Source organism: Paenibacillus sp. An7 (genome assembly GCF_009870785.1).
Taxonomy (GTDB): Bacteria; Bacillota; Bacilli; order Paenibacillales; family Paenibacillaceae; genus Paenibacillus.
In genome coordinates this window covers 629730-647819 of the sequence record NZ_WTWX01000001.1, presented here as the reverse complement: position 1 = coordinate 647819, position 18090 = coordinate 629730, and the positions used below count along the sequence as shown (strand labels likewise).

General features: G+C 42.6%; 12 protein-coding genes. 11 read left to right on the top strand and 1 reads right to left on the bottom strand.

All coding sequences use genetic code 11. From position 1 onward, the window contains the following. Positions 1-186 precede the first annotated feature (186 nt). The gene (locus GQY27_RS02895) at positions 187-1107 is read right to left on the bottom strand and encodes a LysR family transcriptional regulator (protein WP_160031988.1); all 921 of its coding nucleotides are present in this window, start codon (positions 1105-1107) and stop codon (positions 187-189) included. 191 nt (positions 1108-1298) lie between these two features. On the opposite strand from GQY27_RS02895, the gene GQY27_RS02890 reads away from it, so the two are divergent. The 11 genes from GQY27_RS02890 to GQY27_RS02840 all read left to right on the top strand — a co-directional run bounded on the left by GQY27_RS02890 (position 1299) and on the right by GQY27_RS02840 (position 18029). Beyond that, a complete protein-coding gene (locus tag GQY27_RS02890; protein ID WP_160031987.1) occupies positions 1299-1649 on the top strand; it encodes a DUF3889 domain-containing protein in 351 nt (116 codons plus the stop codon). Positions 1650-1901: 252 nt separating this feature from the next. Continuing rightward, a complete protein-coding gene (leuC, locus tag GQY27_RS02885) occupies positions 1902-3323 on the top strand; it encodes a 3-isopropylmalate dehydratase large subunit (protein ID WP_160031986.1) in 1422 nt (473 codons plus the stop codon). Positions 3324-3343: 20 nt separating this feature from the next. Then, on the top strand, positions 3344-3946 hold the full coding sequence (gene leuD / locus GQY27_RS02880) for a 3-isopropylmalate dehydratase small subunit (RefSeq protein WP_160031985.1): 603 nt from the start codon (positions 3344-3346) through the stop codon (positions 3944-3946). 326 nt (positions 3947-4272) lie between these two features. Next, the gene (locus GQY27_RS02875) at positions 4273-5667 is read left to right on the top strand and encodes an N-acetylmuramoyl-L-alanine amidase family protein (RefSeq protein WP_160031984.1); all 1395 of its coding nucleotides are present in this window, start codon (positions 4273-4275) and stop codon (positions 5665-5667) included. 24 nt (positions 5668-5691) lie between these two features. Continuing rightward, entirely contained in the window at positions 5692-6369 is a 678-nt protein-coding gene (locus GQY27_RS02870; RefSeq protein WP_160031983.1) for a GerMN domain-containing protein, read from the top strand. Positions 6370-6444: 75 nt separating this feature from the next. Beyond that, a complete protein-coding gene (locus GQY27_RS02865; protein WP_160031982.1) occupies positions 6445-9171 on the top strand; it encodes an S-layer homology domain-containing protein in 2727 nt (908 codons plus the stop codon). 87 nt (positions 9172-9258) lie between these two features. Beyond that, a complete protein-coding gene (gene nth, locus GQY27_RS02860) occupies positions 9259-9945 on the top strand; it encodes an endonuclease III (protein WP_160031981.1) in 687 nt (228 codons plus the stop codon). A 35-nt stretch (positions 9946-9980) separates the two neighbouring features. Further along, positions 9981-10253, top strand: coding sequence for an NAD/NADP transhydrogenase alpha subunit (locus GQY27_RS02855; protein WP_160031980.1), 273 nt, complete (start codon positions 9981-9983; stop codon positions 10251-10253). 233 nt (positions 10254-10486) lie between these two features. Beyond that, positions 10487-14167 carry a dynamin family protein gene (locus GQY27_RS02850; RefSeq protein WP_160031979.1) on the top strand — a complete coding sequence of 1227 codons (3681 nt, stop codon included), beginning with the start codon at positions 10487-10489 and terminating at the stop codon, positions 14165-14167. Positions 14168-14409: 242 nt separating this feature from the next. Continuing rightward, the gene (locus tag GQY27_RS02845) at positions 14410-16182 is read left to right on the top strand and encodes an ABC transporter ATP-binding protein (RefSeq protein ID WP_160031978.1); all 1773 of its coding nucleotides are present in this window, start codon (positions 14410-14412) and stop codon (positions 16180-16182) included. Further along, entirely contained in the window at positions 16179-18029 is a 1851-nt protein-coding gene (locus tag GQY27_RS02840) for an ABC transporter ATP-binding protein (protein ID WP_160031977.1), read from the top strand. The genes GQY27_RS02845 and GQY27_RS02840 overlap by 4 nt, the downstream gene beginning before the upstream one ends. The last annotated feature ends 61 nt before the right edge of the window (positions 18030-18090 follow it).

The window sequence follows — 18090 nt, the reverse complement described above, 5'->3', positions numbered from 1 at the left end:
CCCCCAGAGATTGACCGAGACTGGCGACAGGTAAGTCAAGCAGGCTGGATTCCAATGCATGAACCTAACAAACATGTAAAACAGTAAAAGCGTAAGCGTACAAAGTATATTTGGTCCTTTTTGTAGTGAATCATTACTGTAAAAAGACAGCGAAAGCAGCCCGGATCATCCGGGCTGCTTTTGTGTTCATTTTTCCCATTCGGTAGACATTTCCTTAATCGTAGTTCGAAAGGTCTCTATAAAAGCTTCCGCAGCTCCAGATAGATAGCGGCCTTTACGGTAAGCAATCACCAGTGTACGACTTGGAGTATCTTCAATTGGCAGGTATACAGGAACAAATTCACTGCTCGGCGCCCTTGCGATAAATCTCGGAACAAGAGTGATTCCCATGCCAGTAGCCACAAGGGATTGTACGGTTTCCATGTTATTGCTCTCGAAGACCACCTTAGGTTCGAATCCCGCTGCTTGGCACAAGTCAAAGGTCAGTTTGCGAAAACCTTGGCCTTTTTTTAGTACCACAAAAGATTCCTCAGCAAGTTCTTCTAATCTCACTTGAGACGAAGAAGCGGGATCACGGAGTGCGAGAGGATGATCTTTGGGTACGGCTAGATCAATCCGTTCTTCCCCAATCTCAATGTAAGAGAGGGAAGGCTCTTGAAGAGGAAGGGATAACAAGCTGAGGTCACTTTTGCCGCTGGCTGTTAACTTTTCAAGATTCATAGAAGAGTCCTCCAGCAAGGTGATTTCGATATCAGGATAATTTTCACGAAAGGTAGGAAGAACATGCGGCAACAGATGGGAGCCTGTAATCGGCATACTCCCAACAATGACTTTTCCTTTACGAAGCTGAGAGATATCCGACATCTCTTGCTTAAGAAGTTCAACAGCATCAAGGATGTCACTTGCTTTGGATACAAAAGAAGCACCTGCATGAGTTAACTCTACAGAACTAGTGTTGCGCTGGAAAAGTAAAACCCCTAGTTCTTTCTCAAGCTTAGACAACTGTTGACTTAGGGAGGGCTGAGCAATGTGAAGTTTTTCAGCAGCCCTTGAAAAGTTTTTTTCTGCTGCGATTTGCAGTGCGTATTGTAGTTGTCTCAGTTCCATAATGGTTCACCTCATGTTTATAAAAGAATACATATTCCAGAAATGTTCTGTATTCATTATATAGGTTTTTCCTCTAATGATATAGCTAATTTATTGAAATAAACAATAAGTGCATAGCGTGCCAGCCATTGTTGAATAATGAGAGGGACATGAAATCTCTATAGAAGAGAATAAAAAAGGAGATGCTAACCTTGAAAAGTTCAGTTACCAGTAAAATAAAGCGAAAGCTTGCTGCAGGTTCACTCCTGCTCATTCTATGTTTCTCAAGCATAGGGTTTCCATATCAAATGCCTTCTGCCTATGCTGAACCTGCATATGCAAAGTGGGGCGTCATTGCTGTAAAGAAAGCCGAGACCAAATACGGTGCTCCTGTGAAGGATTACGCTCACATAGGAAGAACCGTTATATCAGAATCTATAGCGGAGGAAAAATTTCGTCTATTAATAAAAAAAGATAATAAGGAATTGACTGTTGAGGTTACCGTCCGATTTAACCCGAAAACCGATGAATTATCAAATGTTGATTTTACAGCTGTTCGCTAGCGGTGAAGGAAGAAAAAATATTTGAAGATCAAGGTTAAGTGATGGTGCAAAGTTATATAAGATGCACTTATCACTTAACCTATGGAATTTGTACATGGCACCACGAAATAGTCTATAGGGTAATCCTATCAGTTCTATAGTTTTTATATCTTGGAACAATATATATCTCTCATGCTATATTGAGTTCATTAATAGATGCGACATGCGATGTCCTTCTAAATAGAGAACGAAAATTTAGCTGAGGTGAATATAATGAGCAAAAAGACGATGTTCGAAAAGATTTGGGATAATCATGTGATTACGCAAGAAGAAGGAAAGCCAAGCATTCTCTATATTGATTTGCACCTCGTACATGAAGTTACCTCTCCGCAAGCATTTGAGGGTCTGCGTCTCAGCGGACGCAAGGTTCGCCGCCCTGAGCTTACTTTTGCTACGATGGACCATAATGTACCGACGAAAGATCGTTATAATATTACGGATCCGATCTCAAAACAGCAGATTGATACCCTCTCTGCAAACTGTCGTGAATTTGGCGTTAAGCTCTATGACCTGGATACCCTCGATCAAGGGGTCGTTCACGTAATGGGCCCTGAACTCGGTTTAACTCATCCTGGAAAAACAATTGTATGTGGTGATAGTCACACTTCCACACATGGTGCCTTTGGTGCACTTGCCTTTGGTATTGGAACGAGTGAAGTAGAACACGTACTAGCTACCCAATGTTTACAGCAAGCAAAAGCAAAGACAATGGAAGTTCGCTTTGTCGGCCAGCGTAAACCAGGTGTAACGGCTAAAGATATGATTTTGGGTGTTATCGCTAAATACGGTACCGATTTTGCTACAGGGTATGTTATCGAGTATACAGGAGAAGCCATTCGCTCTCTCAGCATGGAAGAGCGTATGACCGTATGTAATATGTCGATTGAAGGCGGAGCAAGAGCAGGAATGATCGCTCCAGATGAAACGACTTATAATTATCTTAAAGGTCGTCAGTATGTACCGAAAGACACGGATTTTGAAGCTGCTAAACTTAGATGGGATGAACTTACAACGGACGAAGGAGCAGAATTTGATACGGTTCTGGAGTTTGATGTAGAGTCCCTTATTCCACAAGTAACCTGGGGAACAAGCCCTGGTATGGGAACAGATATTTCCTCTCGTGTTCCAGTTCCAGCTGAACTTCCGACGGAAAACGAACGTAAAGCTGCTGAAAAAGCAATTGAATATATGGGACTTATCCCAGGAACTCCGATGGCTGATATTGAGATTGATTACGTATTTATTGGATCCTGTACAAATGGCCGTATTGAAGACCTTCGGGCAGCAGCCGATATCGCGAAAGGATACAAAGTATCTGATCGTGTTACCGCAATTGTTGTACCAGGTTCAGGCCGAGTGAAAATCCAGGCAGAAGAAGAAGGGCTGGATAAAGTATTTATAGAGGCTGGTTTTGAATGGCGTGAAGCGGGATGCAGTATGTGTCTTGCTATGAATCCAGATGTGCTTCAACCCGGACAACGGTGTGCTTCCACATCTAACCGTAACTTTGAAGGTCGTCAAGGCCGAGGCGGACGGACTCATTTGGTATCGCCAGCAATGGCAGCAGCAGCTGCAATTAAAGGACGTTTTGTAGATGTTAGGGATTGGAAACTGAAATCAGAAGTTGCGAACTAACGCGGAGAGGAGCTATTAACATGGAGGCTTTTACAAAATTAACAGGTATTGTAGCACCCGTTGATCGGGTAAACGTGGATACAGATGCGATTATCCCAAAACAGTTTTTGAAACGAATTGAGCGTACAGGATTTGGACAATTTCTATTTTACGAATGGAGATTTGACCAAGAAGGCAATGAGATCACTTCATTTTCATTGAACCAGCCGGAATATAAGGGAGCTTCAGTACTCCTTTCCCGAGCTAACTTTGGGTGTGGTTCTTCTCGTGAACATGCGCCGTGGGCTATTATGGACTTTGGATTTCGCTGTGTCATTGCCCCTTCTTTTGCCGATATCTTCTATAATAACTGTTTCAAAAATGGGATTCTTCCGATCAAATTATCTGAAGAACAAGTCGAAGATCTATTTCAGCGTACAAGTCAGCATGATGGCTATCAGTTAAACATTGATTTAGAGAATAAAACGATTACGGATGCCTACGGATTAGAGATTCATTTTGATCTAGATGAGCACCGCAGACAGTTCCTTTTGCAAGGGCTTGATGATATCGGTTTGACTTTACAGCATGCAGATGCCATTTCGGAGTATGAAAACAAGCACTCTTCCATTTTGTTCGGCTAATTTTTTCAAAACTGAGAAAAGATTTGATGGTCCATGTGATCCTCAGATCTTTTTTTATTTTACGTGAATTGAATCGATTTTAATTATTCTCTATAGAATGTGCAACTAACAAAGGACAATTTCAATATTTTATCGGAAAATGTTAAAAAATATGATAAAATGTTACAGTAAGACCGGATGATTCCTCTAATTATTTCAAAAAAAGTGGTAATAATTCGCAACTTTCACACTTTTCTCTCGTCTATTATTAAGTTATTAGTAAATTTAGCTAATTTATTAGCAAATGTTTACTAGAGCGAAATAATACAGAATTGGAAGGGTGAAGGATGAAAAAGTTAAAAATTTTGGTCGCGTTGCTCTGTTTTGTATGGTTATTTCCTGGATATGGACAAGCAGCCGCCAACATCAAGATTTATCTCGATGGTAGTCAGGTAAGCTTATCTTCTGGTGCAAGTGCTGAGCTCATCAGTAACAAAGTCATGATACCTATTCGTGTCGTCTCAGAAAAACTAGGATACAGCGTCGGTTGGGAACAGAAGACGAAGACGGTTACTATAATTCAAGATAAAAAAGTAATAAAAATGGTAGTAGGACAAAAGACTGCCACCGTTGACGGTTCTAAAATTAGTCTCGATATTGCTCCAATCATTAAACAAGGGACGACGCTTGTTCCGATTCGTTTCGTTGCTGAGGCAATGGGAATGAAGGTGAGTTGGAACAACCAAACCAAATCCGTATATCTTGAATCTCAAAATAGCGGATCTGGCGGTGAAACCATTCAGCCCCCTGCTGCAGGTAATGAATCCGATTTAACTCAGGTGAATGGGATCAGCTTTTCAGACAGTAAACTTATGATCGCAACCAGCGGAGGAGCTGTACCTTCTGCCTTCGCAATGACTTCACCAAATCGAATTGTCGTTGATATTCCTCATGCGAAATTCAGCAGTCTTTTTGAAGGGACGCAGGCGCTCGATCTGACTCAAAGTACAGCAGGGCAGATTATTGTGGATGGCTATCCAGGTGTGGAAAAAGTAAGGTACGCCCTCTTTAGTGAAAGTCCATCAACCGTTCGTGTTGTAGTGGATCTGAGCAAAGCCATGACGTACAAGCTCTCAACAACCTCAGCAGGTCTCATTACCGTAACGTTTAACACAAGCGGAGGAGAGACAACGCCGACTCCAACTGTGAAGAAAACGGTGGTTATTGATGCAGGTCATGGGAATCAAGATCCAGGTGCTATTGGGGTAACTGGCAAGAGAGAAAAGGATTTTAATCTATCCCTTGCACTCAAAATTGAACAACTATTGAAAAAAGAGCCGGCTATTAACGTTGTTATGACACGGGATGATGATAATTTTCTTAAACTATCTGAACGTGTAAGTCTAGCGAATAAAGCGAAAGCAGATCTTTTCCTATCTATTCATGCGAATAGCGGACCGGCAGCTGCGACGGGTTCTGAAACCTATTACTATCGTGCAAACAGTAAATCACTTGCAAGCACTGTCCACAAATATATGGTACAGGCGGCAGGACTTAAAGACCGCGGCGTAAAAACAGGAAACTTTGCGGTTATCCGTGATACAACCATGCCTGCTATTTTGCTAGAGGTTGGATTCCTATCTAACAAGAATGACGAAGCAGCTCTCTTTAATGAAACATTCCAGAACCGAGTTGCTGAAGGTGTTGTCAAAGGCATGAAGGAATACTTAAACGTGAAATAAGAGAAGTGAAGGGGGATTTGACTTATGGACAATAAAAAGTGGTGGATGATCACTCTTCTTGCAGCAATGCTCTTGGTAGTAACGGCTTGTGGAGCCGACAAACCTCCGTTAGCTCCATCCGGGCAGCAAGGCAGCGGTGCAGGAGATTCAGATGTCCCAGCAGATGATTTACAACCGGCAGAAGATCCCGTTGATACAGAAGAACCGAATGATGATGTAATAAACGGGGATACAGAGGGTACACCTGTTACTGGAGGTTCAGCGGAGGGACAAGCGAACGGCGGGGCAATAGCTCCTTCGGAAGAGACTAAGCAAGAAACAATCACACTCTTTTACACAGATCCCGAACAGTTGGAATTAAAAGAAACAAAAGGGGAAATCACCTTTAAAACAGACTGGAGTAAATATGAGTCGGCTTTCAAAGCACTACAGAAAAGTGATCGTGAGGAATTCATTCCTCTTTGGTCCGAAGAGATTACCATAAATAAACTCGAAGTAGATGGCGGAAAGATTACCCTTGACCTTAAAATTCCAGCAACGGCTAATCTCGGTTCAGGCGGAGAACAATTTGCACTTGATGCACTTAAACAAACCTTCTTCCAGTTTGAAGAGGTTACCTCCCTTGAACTGCTCGTCGATGGTGAACAGAAAGAAAGTTTGATGGGACATGTGGAACTTGAACATCCCATGACAAGAGAATAGGGAGCAGGACAATCGTTTGTTCGGCTGCCGACATGGCAAAAGATTTGATGTGCACATAAGAGAGGAGAAATTACTTTGACTTTCAAACCTAGCAATATCAATTCCATTCCTTCTAAAAAAATGGTATCTGCCATGCTCGCCAGCCTGATGGCGCTTAGTGCCTACGCAGGAGTAGCGGGAGCTGAAACAGCTCCCGTTTCTGTTACGGCGAAAGCGGCAACAGGTATGTTCAGTGATGTGAAAAGCGGGTATTGGGCAGAAAAACATATTTACAAGTTAGCATCACAGAATATTCTTTTGGGTAACAACGGATTGTTTAGACCGGGTGATGCAGTAACTCAGCAAGAAGCGATTACGATGGCCATTCGATTTGTGAATAAAGAATCAGAGCTTCCTGCCGCTGATAAAGCAAAACTTCCCACAGGTATTTCTACAAGCAATTATTTTAAATCCTATGTTTCCTTAGCATTTGACCTTGGTCTAGTTAATGAGAAGGAAGAAGCTAATGCAAAGATTGATAAAGGGACATGGGGAGAGAAAAAAGCTTCTCGTGAATGGATTACAAAGTTATTAATTAGAGCCATCGATAAAGAAGCACAAGCGAAGGCAGCAGGAAATGCGCCTACCGATTTTGCGGATAATGACAAAATATCGGATGGTGTGAAAGGCTACGTAAGTGTAGCGGTTGATTTGAATATTGCCCAGGGAATATCAGGAAATAAATTCAATCCACAGGGTAATGTAACTCGTGCTCAGTTAGCGACGTTCTTTAGCCGTGGCGGAGGCTACAAAGATTATTCTTATGCAGGACAACACAAGGGATACATAACCGAACTGACAGACAGCAAAATAACCTTGTACACCGGCAGTACATATGTAACATACACAAGAGATGCAAATACGCCTTTCTTTACGAGTGCTTCTGAGCTGAGGATTAATGCGGCTGACATTGCATTATACAGCGAAGTCATGGTAGCCGGTAAAAACCAAACAGCAACTTATGTAGAGAGCTTAGATAATACACCGAAGACGGAATCCGTAGAAGGCAGTTTTGAACGTCTGTCTGGTAACAAACTATGGTTATTTGCTGGAGATACGTATCAAGAATACACTTTCACAGATAAAACGGTATTCTACGATCAAAATGAAAATGTAGTTAAAGCCGCAGACTTAACTGCGGGAAGCGTTATAGAGATTCAGAGAGAAACGTTTACTGCACAAAAAAATCCAGTTGCTGTTCGTGTGAAATCTGGTGTGGTGAATAAGACAGCTACGGGTAAAGTTCAATCTGTGGATTCCACATCAAAAACAGTTACCGTGGTGAACGACTCTGGAACAACCGATGTACTCAAAATTCAAGATGGAATCAGTGTGATTAGATATCAAAATGAGATCGTAGCTCTATCTGAGTTGAAGATCGGAACCGCAGTGAAATATACAATTAAAGATAGTATCGCTCAATCGATTGAAATTACAGCAGGTGTAGAACGTACGGTGCGAGGTACTCTGTATGAGCTTGGTGCGAATCATTCCACGGTTACCTATATGAGAGATGGCGGCTCACTAGAAGTGAAGATTCTAGCTTCAAATCCTCAGATTGTTATCAGTGGAATTGAGCAGCCGATTATCAGCGATCTGCTGGCAGATGGAAAATCAGGTGATGTGGTAGAAATCACACTGAATAGTAATGAAGAGGTTACTAAAATTGAAGTACTCAATCGCCAGATGGAACGAGTGAATTTGGCTACGGTTGTTTCATACAACAATAAAACAAAACTGCTTACCGTACTTGATGCGAACAAGAAACCTCAGGTGTTTACACTGGATGAAAAAACAAAACTTGAGTACAATACAACGTCTCCAACGCTTACTGGTATTGAGCCTTATCTGACAGAGGGCCGTAAAGTGAACCTTAATACAATTGGGACACGCGCTTTGTCATTGTCGATCGTTTACAAGTATGAAGGAACAGTTACGGAACTAAGTACAAGCGCGAAGAACGTGAAACTGCTTCAGACGAATGGGGAAAGTATCACTTTGCCTTACCAAACAACTCCTTCTGTTGAGTTATATGGAAAGGGCAGTGCTTCCTTATCTGATGTAAAAGCAGGCGATCAGATTACAGCTATGTTAGGCGCAAATCAGGACGTTATTAGTAAGATTTATGTGAAATCCGCAGTGCAATTTGAACTGCAATCCCTGAATTTGTCTACCTACCGTGCTGAGGTGAAAAAAGATGGAGCTACAAGCCAAATTTATGTAGACAAACTAACCATTACAGGTGATAATGGAGCAGCGTTGAAACCAGCTGATCTAAAATTAGGTTCACTTATCAATGTATCTTTTGATGGTAATACGCCGCAGTCTATCCAAGTTGTAAAACAAACATGGGCCGAGATTAGCAGCATCAGTGGAAATACAGTAACTTATAATACTGCTTCGGGTTCTAGTGAATCTGTGAATACAAATAAGGTGAAAGTAGTTAAGAATGGCAGTACGTCTACCACGCTTAGTTCGCTTACTGCAGCCGATCATGTCATTTTGACCCAAGATGCAGATGGAACAGCCGTTTTTCATGTGCTTTCACCTGTATCCAAAGCATTTTGGACATATAGTGCTTCTACCAATGAACTACAAGTGAAACGTACTTCTACGACAGACACTAACTATCGCTTTCAATTGTCACCGAATGTTTACATTCATCAAGGTGATCATACTTTGAGCGTGCAATCTCTCAAAGATAATGATAATATTGTATTGTATCTGCTCAATAACGTAGTAGTTGAGATTTCCAAACCGTAGTCATTTCTTTAAGCAGTAAGAAGAATGACCGTCTTGATACGGACTAGCCGTATCAAGACGTTTTTTTTGTAGGAGGTAAGCTCATCAATGAATGCAGCGACTGTACGTCACATTCTTGATACGATCGCAAACATGTTTCCCGATGCACATTGTGAACTAAAGCACAGCAACGCATTCGAACTTACCATTGCGGTCTTGTTGTCTGCACAGTGTACGGATGAAACGGTAAATAAAGTGACAGTGGACCTGTTCCAAAAATATAAAACTCCTGAAGATTATATTGCTGTTCCTCTAGAAGAACTGGAACAAGATATCAGAAGAATCGGTTTGTATCGCAACAAGGCGAAGCATATACAGAATATGTGCCGTATTTTGATAGAGCAGTATGAAGGAGAAGTGCCAAGTGAACACGATCGCCTGGTCCAACTACCAGGAGTAGGGCGGAAAACGGCAAATGTGGTAGTCTCCAATGCTTTTGGAGTTCCAGCGATTGCAGTGGATACCCACGTAGAGCGTGTATCGAAACGATTGGGCCTTGCAGGATGGAAAGATTCCGTTCTTGAAGTGGAGAAAAAGCTGATGAAAAGAGTACCCATGGATGAATGGACGATCACCCATCACAGACTCATCTTTTTTGGCCGATATCATTGTAAGGCACAGTCACCTAAATGTCAGGTCTGTCCGCTTTTGGACGTCTGTCGTGAAGGGAAGAAGCGTATGAAAACGTCCCAAATCAGGAAAGATAAGGAACGAGGATCATCTGCTTTAACCTAAAGAAAATAGTAAACGAATAGTAGAGGATGAGAAAAATGAAATGCATTTCCGTGTACACAGACAAATTTGACGCTTTTTCTGATATTTTTGAAGAAGTAGTGACAACTGAAATGAGTGAAAATGAGGAAAAAGAAATCGAAGGAATTACAGTAAGTCATTCCGGCGATGTTCCTGAGCATTATCTTGAGCGTATGTCTCAAAAAACTGAAGTGGTTGTAATGAAAGATAAGCTTAGAAATATCACCATTCTGCAGCATGGACAAGTATTCGAAATCTTGCTTCCTACACTTGAGAATGCAGTTCAATAATGAATGTCTAAAACCCAATCAAATTAGCTGAGTATTCGATTAAAGCGGATGATTCAGCGAATCAACCGAGTCCCACGTTCCGATAAGAAATTGATCTTTCTTATCGAGCGAGGGAGTCGGTTTTATTTTTATTCTGAAAGATTTTGCGAAATTAGGTTCAAATCTCCAGTTCTGAGTGATAAAATGTACATATTTGGTTGAAAAGAATAGTTGAGAAGGAGCCTGACTAGGACATGCTGACACACAGGAGCAGACAGAATGAAGAAATGCGAGAGCGTTTACAAGAACTGCAACAGTTTTTTATTCAGCACGAAGACAAGACAGCATCATCTGCCATGGAAGATTTACTTCAGAAAGCGTCCGTAGATGAGGTGACGATTGCTTTTTGCGGTCATTTTTCAGCCGGTAAATCAAGTTTGATTAATAGTCTATGTGGAAAAAAAGTACTCCCAGCAAGTCCTGTACCTACGAGTGCCAATGTAGTGGCTATTCGTAATGGACCAAAGTTAGCTAAAATATATCAAACATTTCAAGAAGGGGAAGGACAATTCTCTTCCGAGGAAAGGAATCCTATCGTAGCAATGCCTGAAGAATTAGATGAGTATTGTAAGAATGGTGAACAGTACTCTTATATCGAGGTGTGGGATGAGGTTCCCCTTTTGCAAGAGCATGCTGCTTTACTGGATACACCTGGTGTAGACTCGACCGACGACGCTCACAAGAAAGCAACGGATTCAGCTTTACATCTGGCTGATGCTGTTTTCTATGTGATGGATTATAACCATGTGCAATCGGAGAATAATTTATCTTTTGCAAAAAGCTTGTCCGATTGGGGTAAGCCTCTTTATCTAGTTGTGACGCAGATTGATAAACATCGTGAACAAGAGCTTAGCTTCTCAGCGTACCGAAGTGCGGTAGAGGATGTGTTTGCTGCGTGGGAAGTTACCTATGCGGGTCTCTTATTTACGACGTTGAAACAAAAAAGTCATCCATATAATCAGTGGAATGAGCTAGTTGAGCTGGTTAAAACAATTCCAGATCTTAGGTCAGATCTTATTCAGCATAGTATTGCCTCGTCAGCACGTCATGTCGGAGAAGAATTTATCAAGAATTGGGAAGCCAAGCATGAAAATAGGAAAGAACAGATACGAAATGAGCTTGGAGGAGAAGAAGGAGCGGCAAGACTGGCTTCAGAGACTGCACGCTTTAATCAAGAGATTGCACAGATAAGGGAAGTGACAGCGGAAGAAAGAAAACAATTTCGAACGGAGACAGATCAGTTGCTGTCTTCTGCCAATATCACGCCCGCAGACGTGAGGTCAGCTGCCGAGAGTTATTTAGAAAGCCGGCGCCCAGGGTTTAAAGTTGGTTTTTTATTTAGTTCAGGGAAGACGGAGCAAGAAAAAGAGGCACGTCTGCAGCAATTTTGGAATCTCTTTACGAGACAAGCAGATGGGCAAATTGCCTTCCATCTTCGGAGTTTGTTAAGAGGGCTCGGGCAGTCTCATGGACTCTGGAATGAAGAGTGGAACGAGAAACTAGAAGCGAATCTGTACACTCCTGAGATAGAATTGATTAAGAAACGTCAAGCGCCTGATACGCAGATCACGGGGGAATATGTACTTAATTATTGTAAAGATCTGCGGGCAGACCTAATTGCATCCTACCGGAGGTCTGCTCTTGCATTGGTAGATGATCTGCTTCATGAGCTGGCTGAGAAAAATGCACCCCTCCTTGTGGCTTTAGAGGAACAAAGAAAACAGTTGGATGTGAAAAATAAGGCTGCTGATCGGTTATCCCGGTTGGAGCAGGATATTCAGGATACGGCTGCAGCTGTGCGTGTGATGCTCCCGGAAGTGACAACATGGAGCTCGGATCTATTACCAGAGGTCAATCATAGGACTGTTCCGATGGAACAAGCAGCAGATTTAACGGGAACCGGTGTAGATCGTAATGTTACGGCCTCCGAGCAGACGGGTTCCCTGACTATGCGCAAGGAGCGACCGGCTCTTGCTGCTCGTAGGTATGAGCGTTTATCTGCGGCTGCAACTAGATTACGCAAGGCCGCAGCTCATCTAGCCCCTTATTCCGCTATGAACTCAGCAGTACGTGGGCTGAATACACGTGCGGCATCTTTTGACAAGGGAACATTCACTTTGGCTCTGTTTGGTGCTTTTAGTGCCGGCAAATCATCATTTGCCAGTGCTTTGCTTGGTGAGGCAATACTTCCGGTCTCACCGCATCCAACCACGGCAGCGATAAACCGGATTATGGCGCCGCCGGAAGGCATGACGCACCGGACAGCACAAGTGACGATGAAATCCCAAGCCAGCGTCTGGGCAGATCTGACGTTTTCTTTTAATCTGCTGGGACTTGGTGTTCCAGAAGAGAAGACATGGAGGGCGGCTGTAAGTACGGTAACTCCGCAGCAAGTACATCCGGCGGGCCGTCCGCATTATAGTTTTTTGAAGGCAGCTGCCAGTGGATATGATGATGCTTTGTCCAAGCTGGGACAATCTTTTGTAGTGAATATGGAAGAATACCGTGCTTATGTTGCTGAAGAATCGAAATCTTGTTTTGTAGAGTCGATTGATTTGTATTATAGCTGTAATCTAACCAATCAAGGAATCATCATCGTTGATACACCGGGAGCAGACTCCATTAATGCAAGGCATACCGGGGTTACATTTAACTATATGAAGAATGCAGATGCTCTCGTGTTTGTAACGTATTACAACCATGCTTTTTCTCAGGGAGACAGGCAGTTCCTGAATCAACTGGGCCGGGTTAAGGACACGAAGTCTCTTGATAATATGTTTTTTGTGATCAATGCCGCCGATCTTGCAGCTTCTTCTGAAGAATTGGAACTAGTTAAAGAGCATGTCAGTGAGAATTTGCAACAAAATGGGGTGCGGTCTCCCCACCTATATGCTGTTTCTAGTCTGCAAGCTTTGGATGCCAAACAAACGGGGAATGAAGACAAGCTTGCTGAGTCAGGTTTTACGGAATTTGAACAAGCATTCAGCACATTTGCTGGGGAAGAGTTACTAGATATTGCTCTGCTTGAAGCAAATAAAGATATTCACATTGCCCGCAAAAGAGTAGAACAGTGGGTGCAAGATGCGCGTCAGGGAGCAGAAGTGAGAGAGCGCCGTAAAGAAGAACTAGAAAAGGCACTCGCACAGGGGGAGCAACTTCTTCAGCGGCTATCAAATCAATCTAAAGACCACGAGATCGCACAGGAGACTCAGGAATTAATTTTCCATACAGGTCAGCGTATTGGTTACCGCATTTCAGAGTTTATGTCCGAAGCCTTTCACCCCTCTGTACTTCGAGAAGACGCAGGGGACTTGAAATCTATATTTATCTCATCAGGCCGGGAACTGCTTCGAATGCTGAATCTAGAAATGCAGCAAGAACTCCTTGCAACTTCCATTAGGCTAGAGAACAAAGGAAAACAGCTGGTGACTTTCGCTGCAGAGGAAATGGCTGACGAACTCAGTGGGCTGACACCAGGCATCACACTCTCGGTCCGTTCATCGAAGGGATGGGAAACTCCGTCTCTACGGTCGGGGGGAGAACAGGAGAGCATAGAATTCAAACTGTTTTGGAAATATTTCAAGAACCCAAAGTCCTTTTTTGAAGGCAACGGTAGAAAAGAATTACAGCAAGTCCTTGAGCCAGAGCTTAAACAATTCATTAGTAAACAGTTACTGGGGAATGAGACTCTGCTTAAAGACTACTATCAATCACTTATTCGGACATCGTTTCATGAGGTTTCTCTTGATCTCAGTGAGCAGTGGAAAGAGAATATTACTGGACTAGTTGCAGCGCTGGATTTAGCAGATGATTCAGAGAAGTTAGTCCTGCTTGCTCAAAACTTATCTTCACTCGAACAGGAATCACATAATTAAGAGTACAGAAAACACCCTTCCTAAGCTTTTTTCGCAGCGGGGGTGTTTTTTTGTGCCTATGACCCTGAATAGGGGAGGATTGCTGACCATTTAATTGAGAGATGGTGATTAATTCCTGTTAATGCCCAATCATACGAAAAGAAGGCGAAATATGAGTTGATTCTCGCTTTGCCGGGTTGGTAATGCGGTGATAAACTTCATTAATGTTCGTAAAAAAGTAAATATTTTGAAGGAGGAGAAACATGGATGTTCTCAGGCAGCTGCAGAGCTTCTTCTGGTCCAAACGTATTTTGTTGTTTTTATCAATACTTTGCTTGGCCTTAGCGACTGCACTCGGGCTTATATACCCGAATCTACTGAGGGTACTCATTGATGATATGATAACGCCTCGTAATTTTGAAGGCGTTCCCATGCTTGCCCTAACCGTACTCGGAGTGGTCATCTTAAAGTCATCATTGCAGTTCTTGCACGGCTTTTTTGGCGCTAGGCTTGGTAACTATCTTGCTTATCGTTTACGTAATGCGTGTTACGAAAAACTACAGTTTTTGTCTTTCCGCTATTATGATACGGCTAAGACAGGGGATCTGATGTCACGGTTAACCGGTGACCTCGAAGCCATTCGTAACTTTATCGGGTTTGGTTTTGCCCAGATTTTAAATATGGTTCTCATGGTTCTGTTTGGGTCGATTATGATGTTCTCCATTAACTGGCAGCTGACCTTAATCACGATGATCTTCATGCCGATCCTTGTGATCGTTGCTCTAAAATTTGAAACACAAATTCACCCTGCTTTCCAAGAGATGCGGCTCGCAATGAGTTCACTTACCACAGCGGTTCAAGAAAACGTGACAGGAGTGCGTACCGTTAAGTCGTTTGCTCGTGAGCCGCATGAGGTAGATAAGTTCTCCATACGGAACGAACGCTACAAGACGAATCAGATTTTTGCTTCTTCCTTATGGGCTAAGTTTTTCCCAATCATGGAACTTCTGGCTTCAATGAGTGTCATCTTACTTCTTGTTGTTGGCGGCAGATTAGTCATACAAAAAGAATTATCATTAGGCGAACTTGTTGCTTTCTTTAGTTTAATTTGGTACATAATCGGACCGATGTGGAATATTGGCTTCCATATCAATAACTATACACAGTCCAAAGCCTCCGGTGAACGTGTACTGGAGTTACTTAATCAGCCTATTGATGTTCAGGATACAGAGGATTCTATTATCCTTGCGCCCGAGCAGGTGAAGGGGCATGTCTCTTTTGAGCATGTGACTTTTGCTTACGGAAACAAAATAGCTGCCGTTACAGATATTAATCTAGATGCACCCCCGGGAACGGTTATTGGTTTTCTGGGAGGGACTGGATCGGGTAAATCCACGATTATTCAGCTGTTAATGCGCGCCTATAATATTAATTCAGGTTCAATCAAGATTGACAGCATGGAGATCAAGGATATCAATATTCGAAGTTTACGCAGCCAGATTGCGGCCGTATTCCAAGAGACGTTCCTGTTCTCATCCAGTATTCGTAATAATATCTCATATGGTTTAAAAGACGTGTCTATGGAGGAGATCATTCGCGCTTCTAAACTTGCTAAAGCTCATGATTTCATAATGGAGATGCCACTTGGCTACGATACGATTGTTGGTGAGCGGGGGATGGGCTTATCTGGCGGTCAGAAGCAAAGAATTGCGATCGCGAGGGCACTGCTTAAGAATCCCAAAATCCTCATTCTTGATGATGCGACAAGTGCGGTTGATATGGAGACAGAACATGAAATCCAGTCAGGATTCCAGGAAGTGATGCGAGGAAGAACAACATTTATTATTGCCCATCGAATTTCTTCATTACGACATGCGGATGAAATATTGGTGCTGAATGAAGGTCACGTAGTTCAACGGGGGACGCATGACGAACTGATTAGAGTTCCTGGTCAATACCAAGATGTCTATCATATTCAGTATGCGGATCATATCGCTCGTGAGCAGCAGGCACCCGGAAAGCAGGTGAACTCATGAGTGCAGATACAGCAGCAGAAAGAAAGAAGATTCCATCTGCAAAGGAAAATAAAAACCAAGAACGATTTGTCTATCAAGATGATGAGGTAATCGAGAAGCCGTTTAACTGGGGCGAGTTCACTCGGTTGTTCTCGTATATGAAACCTTATGCAAAACAGTTACTGCCAATCGTTATTGTTATGATGATCCTCGGAACCATTACAAAATTGACCGTGCCTTATCTGACGAGTCTTGCCATCGATAAAGCGATCGCACCGGCTGAAGGGTCGCCGAGTCTCAAATTGCTATACTGGATTGCAGGGGGGATTTTGCTTCTATATATTATTCAGTGGGCAGCAGCTACTTACCGAATTAAATATACGAATATCATAGGACAACGGGTTATTTACGACCTTAGAACGGATTTATTTAAACATATACAGAAATTATCATTCTCCTTTTTTGATAAAAGACCAGCTGGTTCCGTCATGGTTCGGATAACCAACGATATCAACTCCTTGCAAGATTTATTCACCAACGGGGTTGTTAACCTCATGATTGACTGCGTTCAGCTCGTTGGAATTATGATCATTTTACTCTTTATTAACTGGAAACTGGGGCTCGCCGTGATTCTAACGGTACCGGTAATGTTCCTTATATCGACGAAACTGAGAGTTCGAATCAGGCGGGCATGGCAAGATGTACGTATGAAAAATTCACGGATTAATTCACATCTTAATGAATCCATTCAAGGGATTCGTGTTACTCAAGCTTACACACAAGAAGATGAGAACATGAAGTTCTTTGACCAAATGAATGCGACGAGCCGTAAATCCTGGAATAGAGCTTCGACAATGAACCAAGCATTCGGACCGCTGATCGAAATAACAGGCGGGGTAGGCTCCTTAATCTTATTCTGGTACGGGGCGTTTCTTATCCAATCAGGTGAACTCACCATTGGTCTTCTGGTCGCTTTTGCTAACTATGTCGGAAACTTTTGGGATCCGATTAACCGATTAGGTCAGATGTATAATCAGCTTCTTGTTGCCATGGCATCTTCAGAACGTATTTTTGAATTTATGGATGAAGAACCTGGCATTGCCGATAAGCCAAATGCGGTTCCGATTCCATCAATCAAGGGCGATATTAAATTCGAGTATATTGTTTTTGAATATGAAAAAGGACGTCAGGCGCTCAAAGGAATTGATCTTGATGTCAAAGCAGGGCAGTCTATTGCGCTGGTTGGCCATACCGGTTCCGGTAAAAGTACCATTATTAACCTGCTTAGCAGATTTTACGATGTGACAGATGGCAAGCTGACGATTGATGGCTATGATATCAGGGATGTGACAATTCGCAGTCTGCGCAGTCAAATTGGTATTGTGCTTCAGGATACCTTTATTTTCTCCGGTACCATTCGGGATAATATTAGGTTCGGGCGCCTGGATGCGACCGATGAAGAGGTAGAAGCAGCTGCGAAAGCTGTTAATGCTCATGAATTTATTGTGAAACTTCCCGGCGGATATGATACAGAAGTGGAAGAGCGGGGAAATGTATTATCCATGGGCCAACGTCAGCTGTTGTCCTTTGCGAGAGCCTTGCTGGCAGATCCGAGAATCTTAATCCTTGATGAAGCAACCGCGAGTATTGATACGGAGACAGAACTGAAAATACAAGAAGCACTGAAAGTGCTTCTAAAAGGCAGGACTTCCTTTATGGTCGCTCACCGTCTTTCGACAATCCGGAATGCAGATAATATTATTGTGCTGGATCATGGTGAAATTAAAGAACAAGGAAATCATCAACAACTCATCCAACAAAAAGGAATTTATAATGGATTGATTGAAGCACAATTCAGATTTTTGTAAATTTTGATCGTCAGAAAACGAAAATCCATGTAATATTCACAAGAAAAAAGTCGAGCACTCT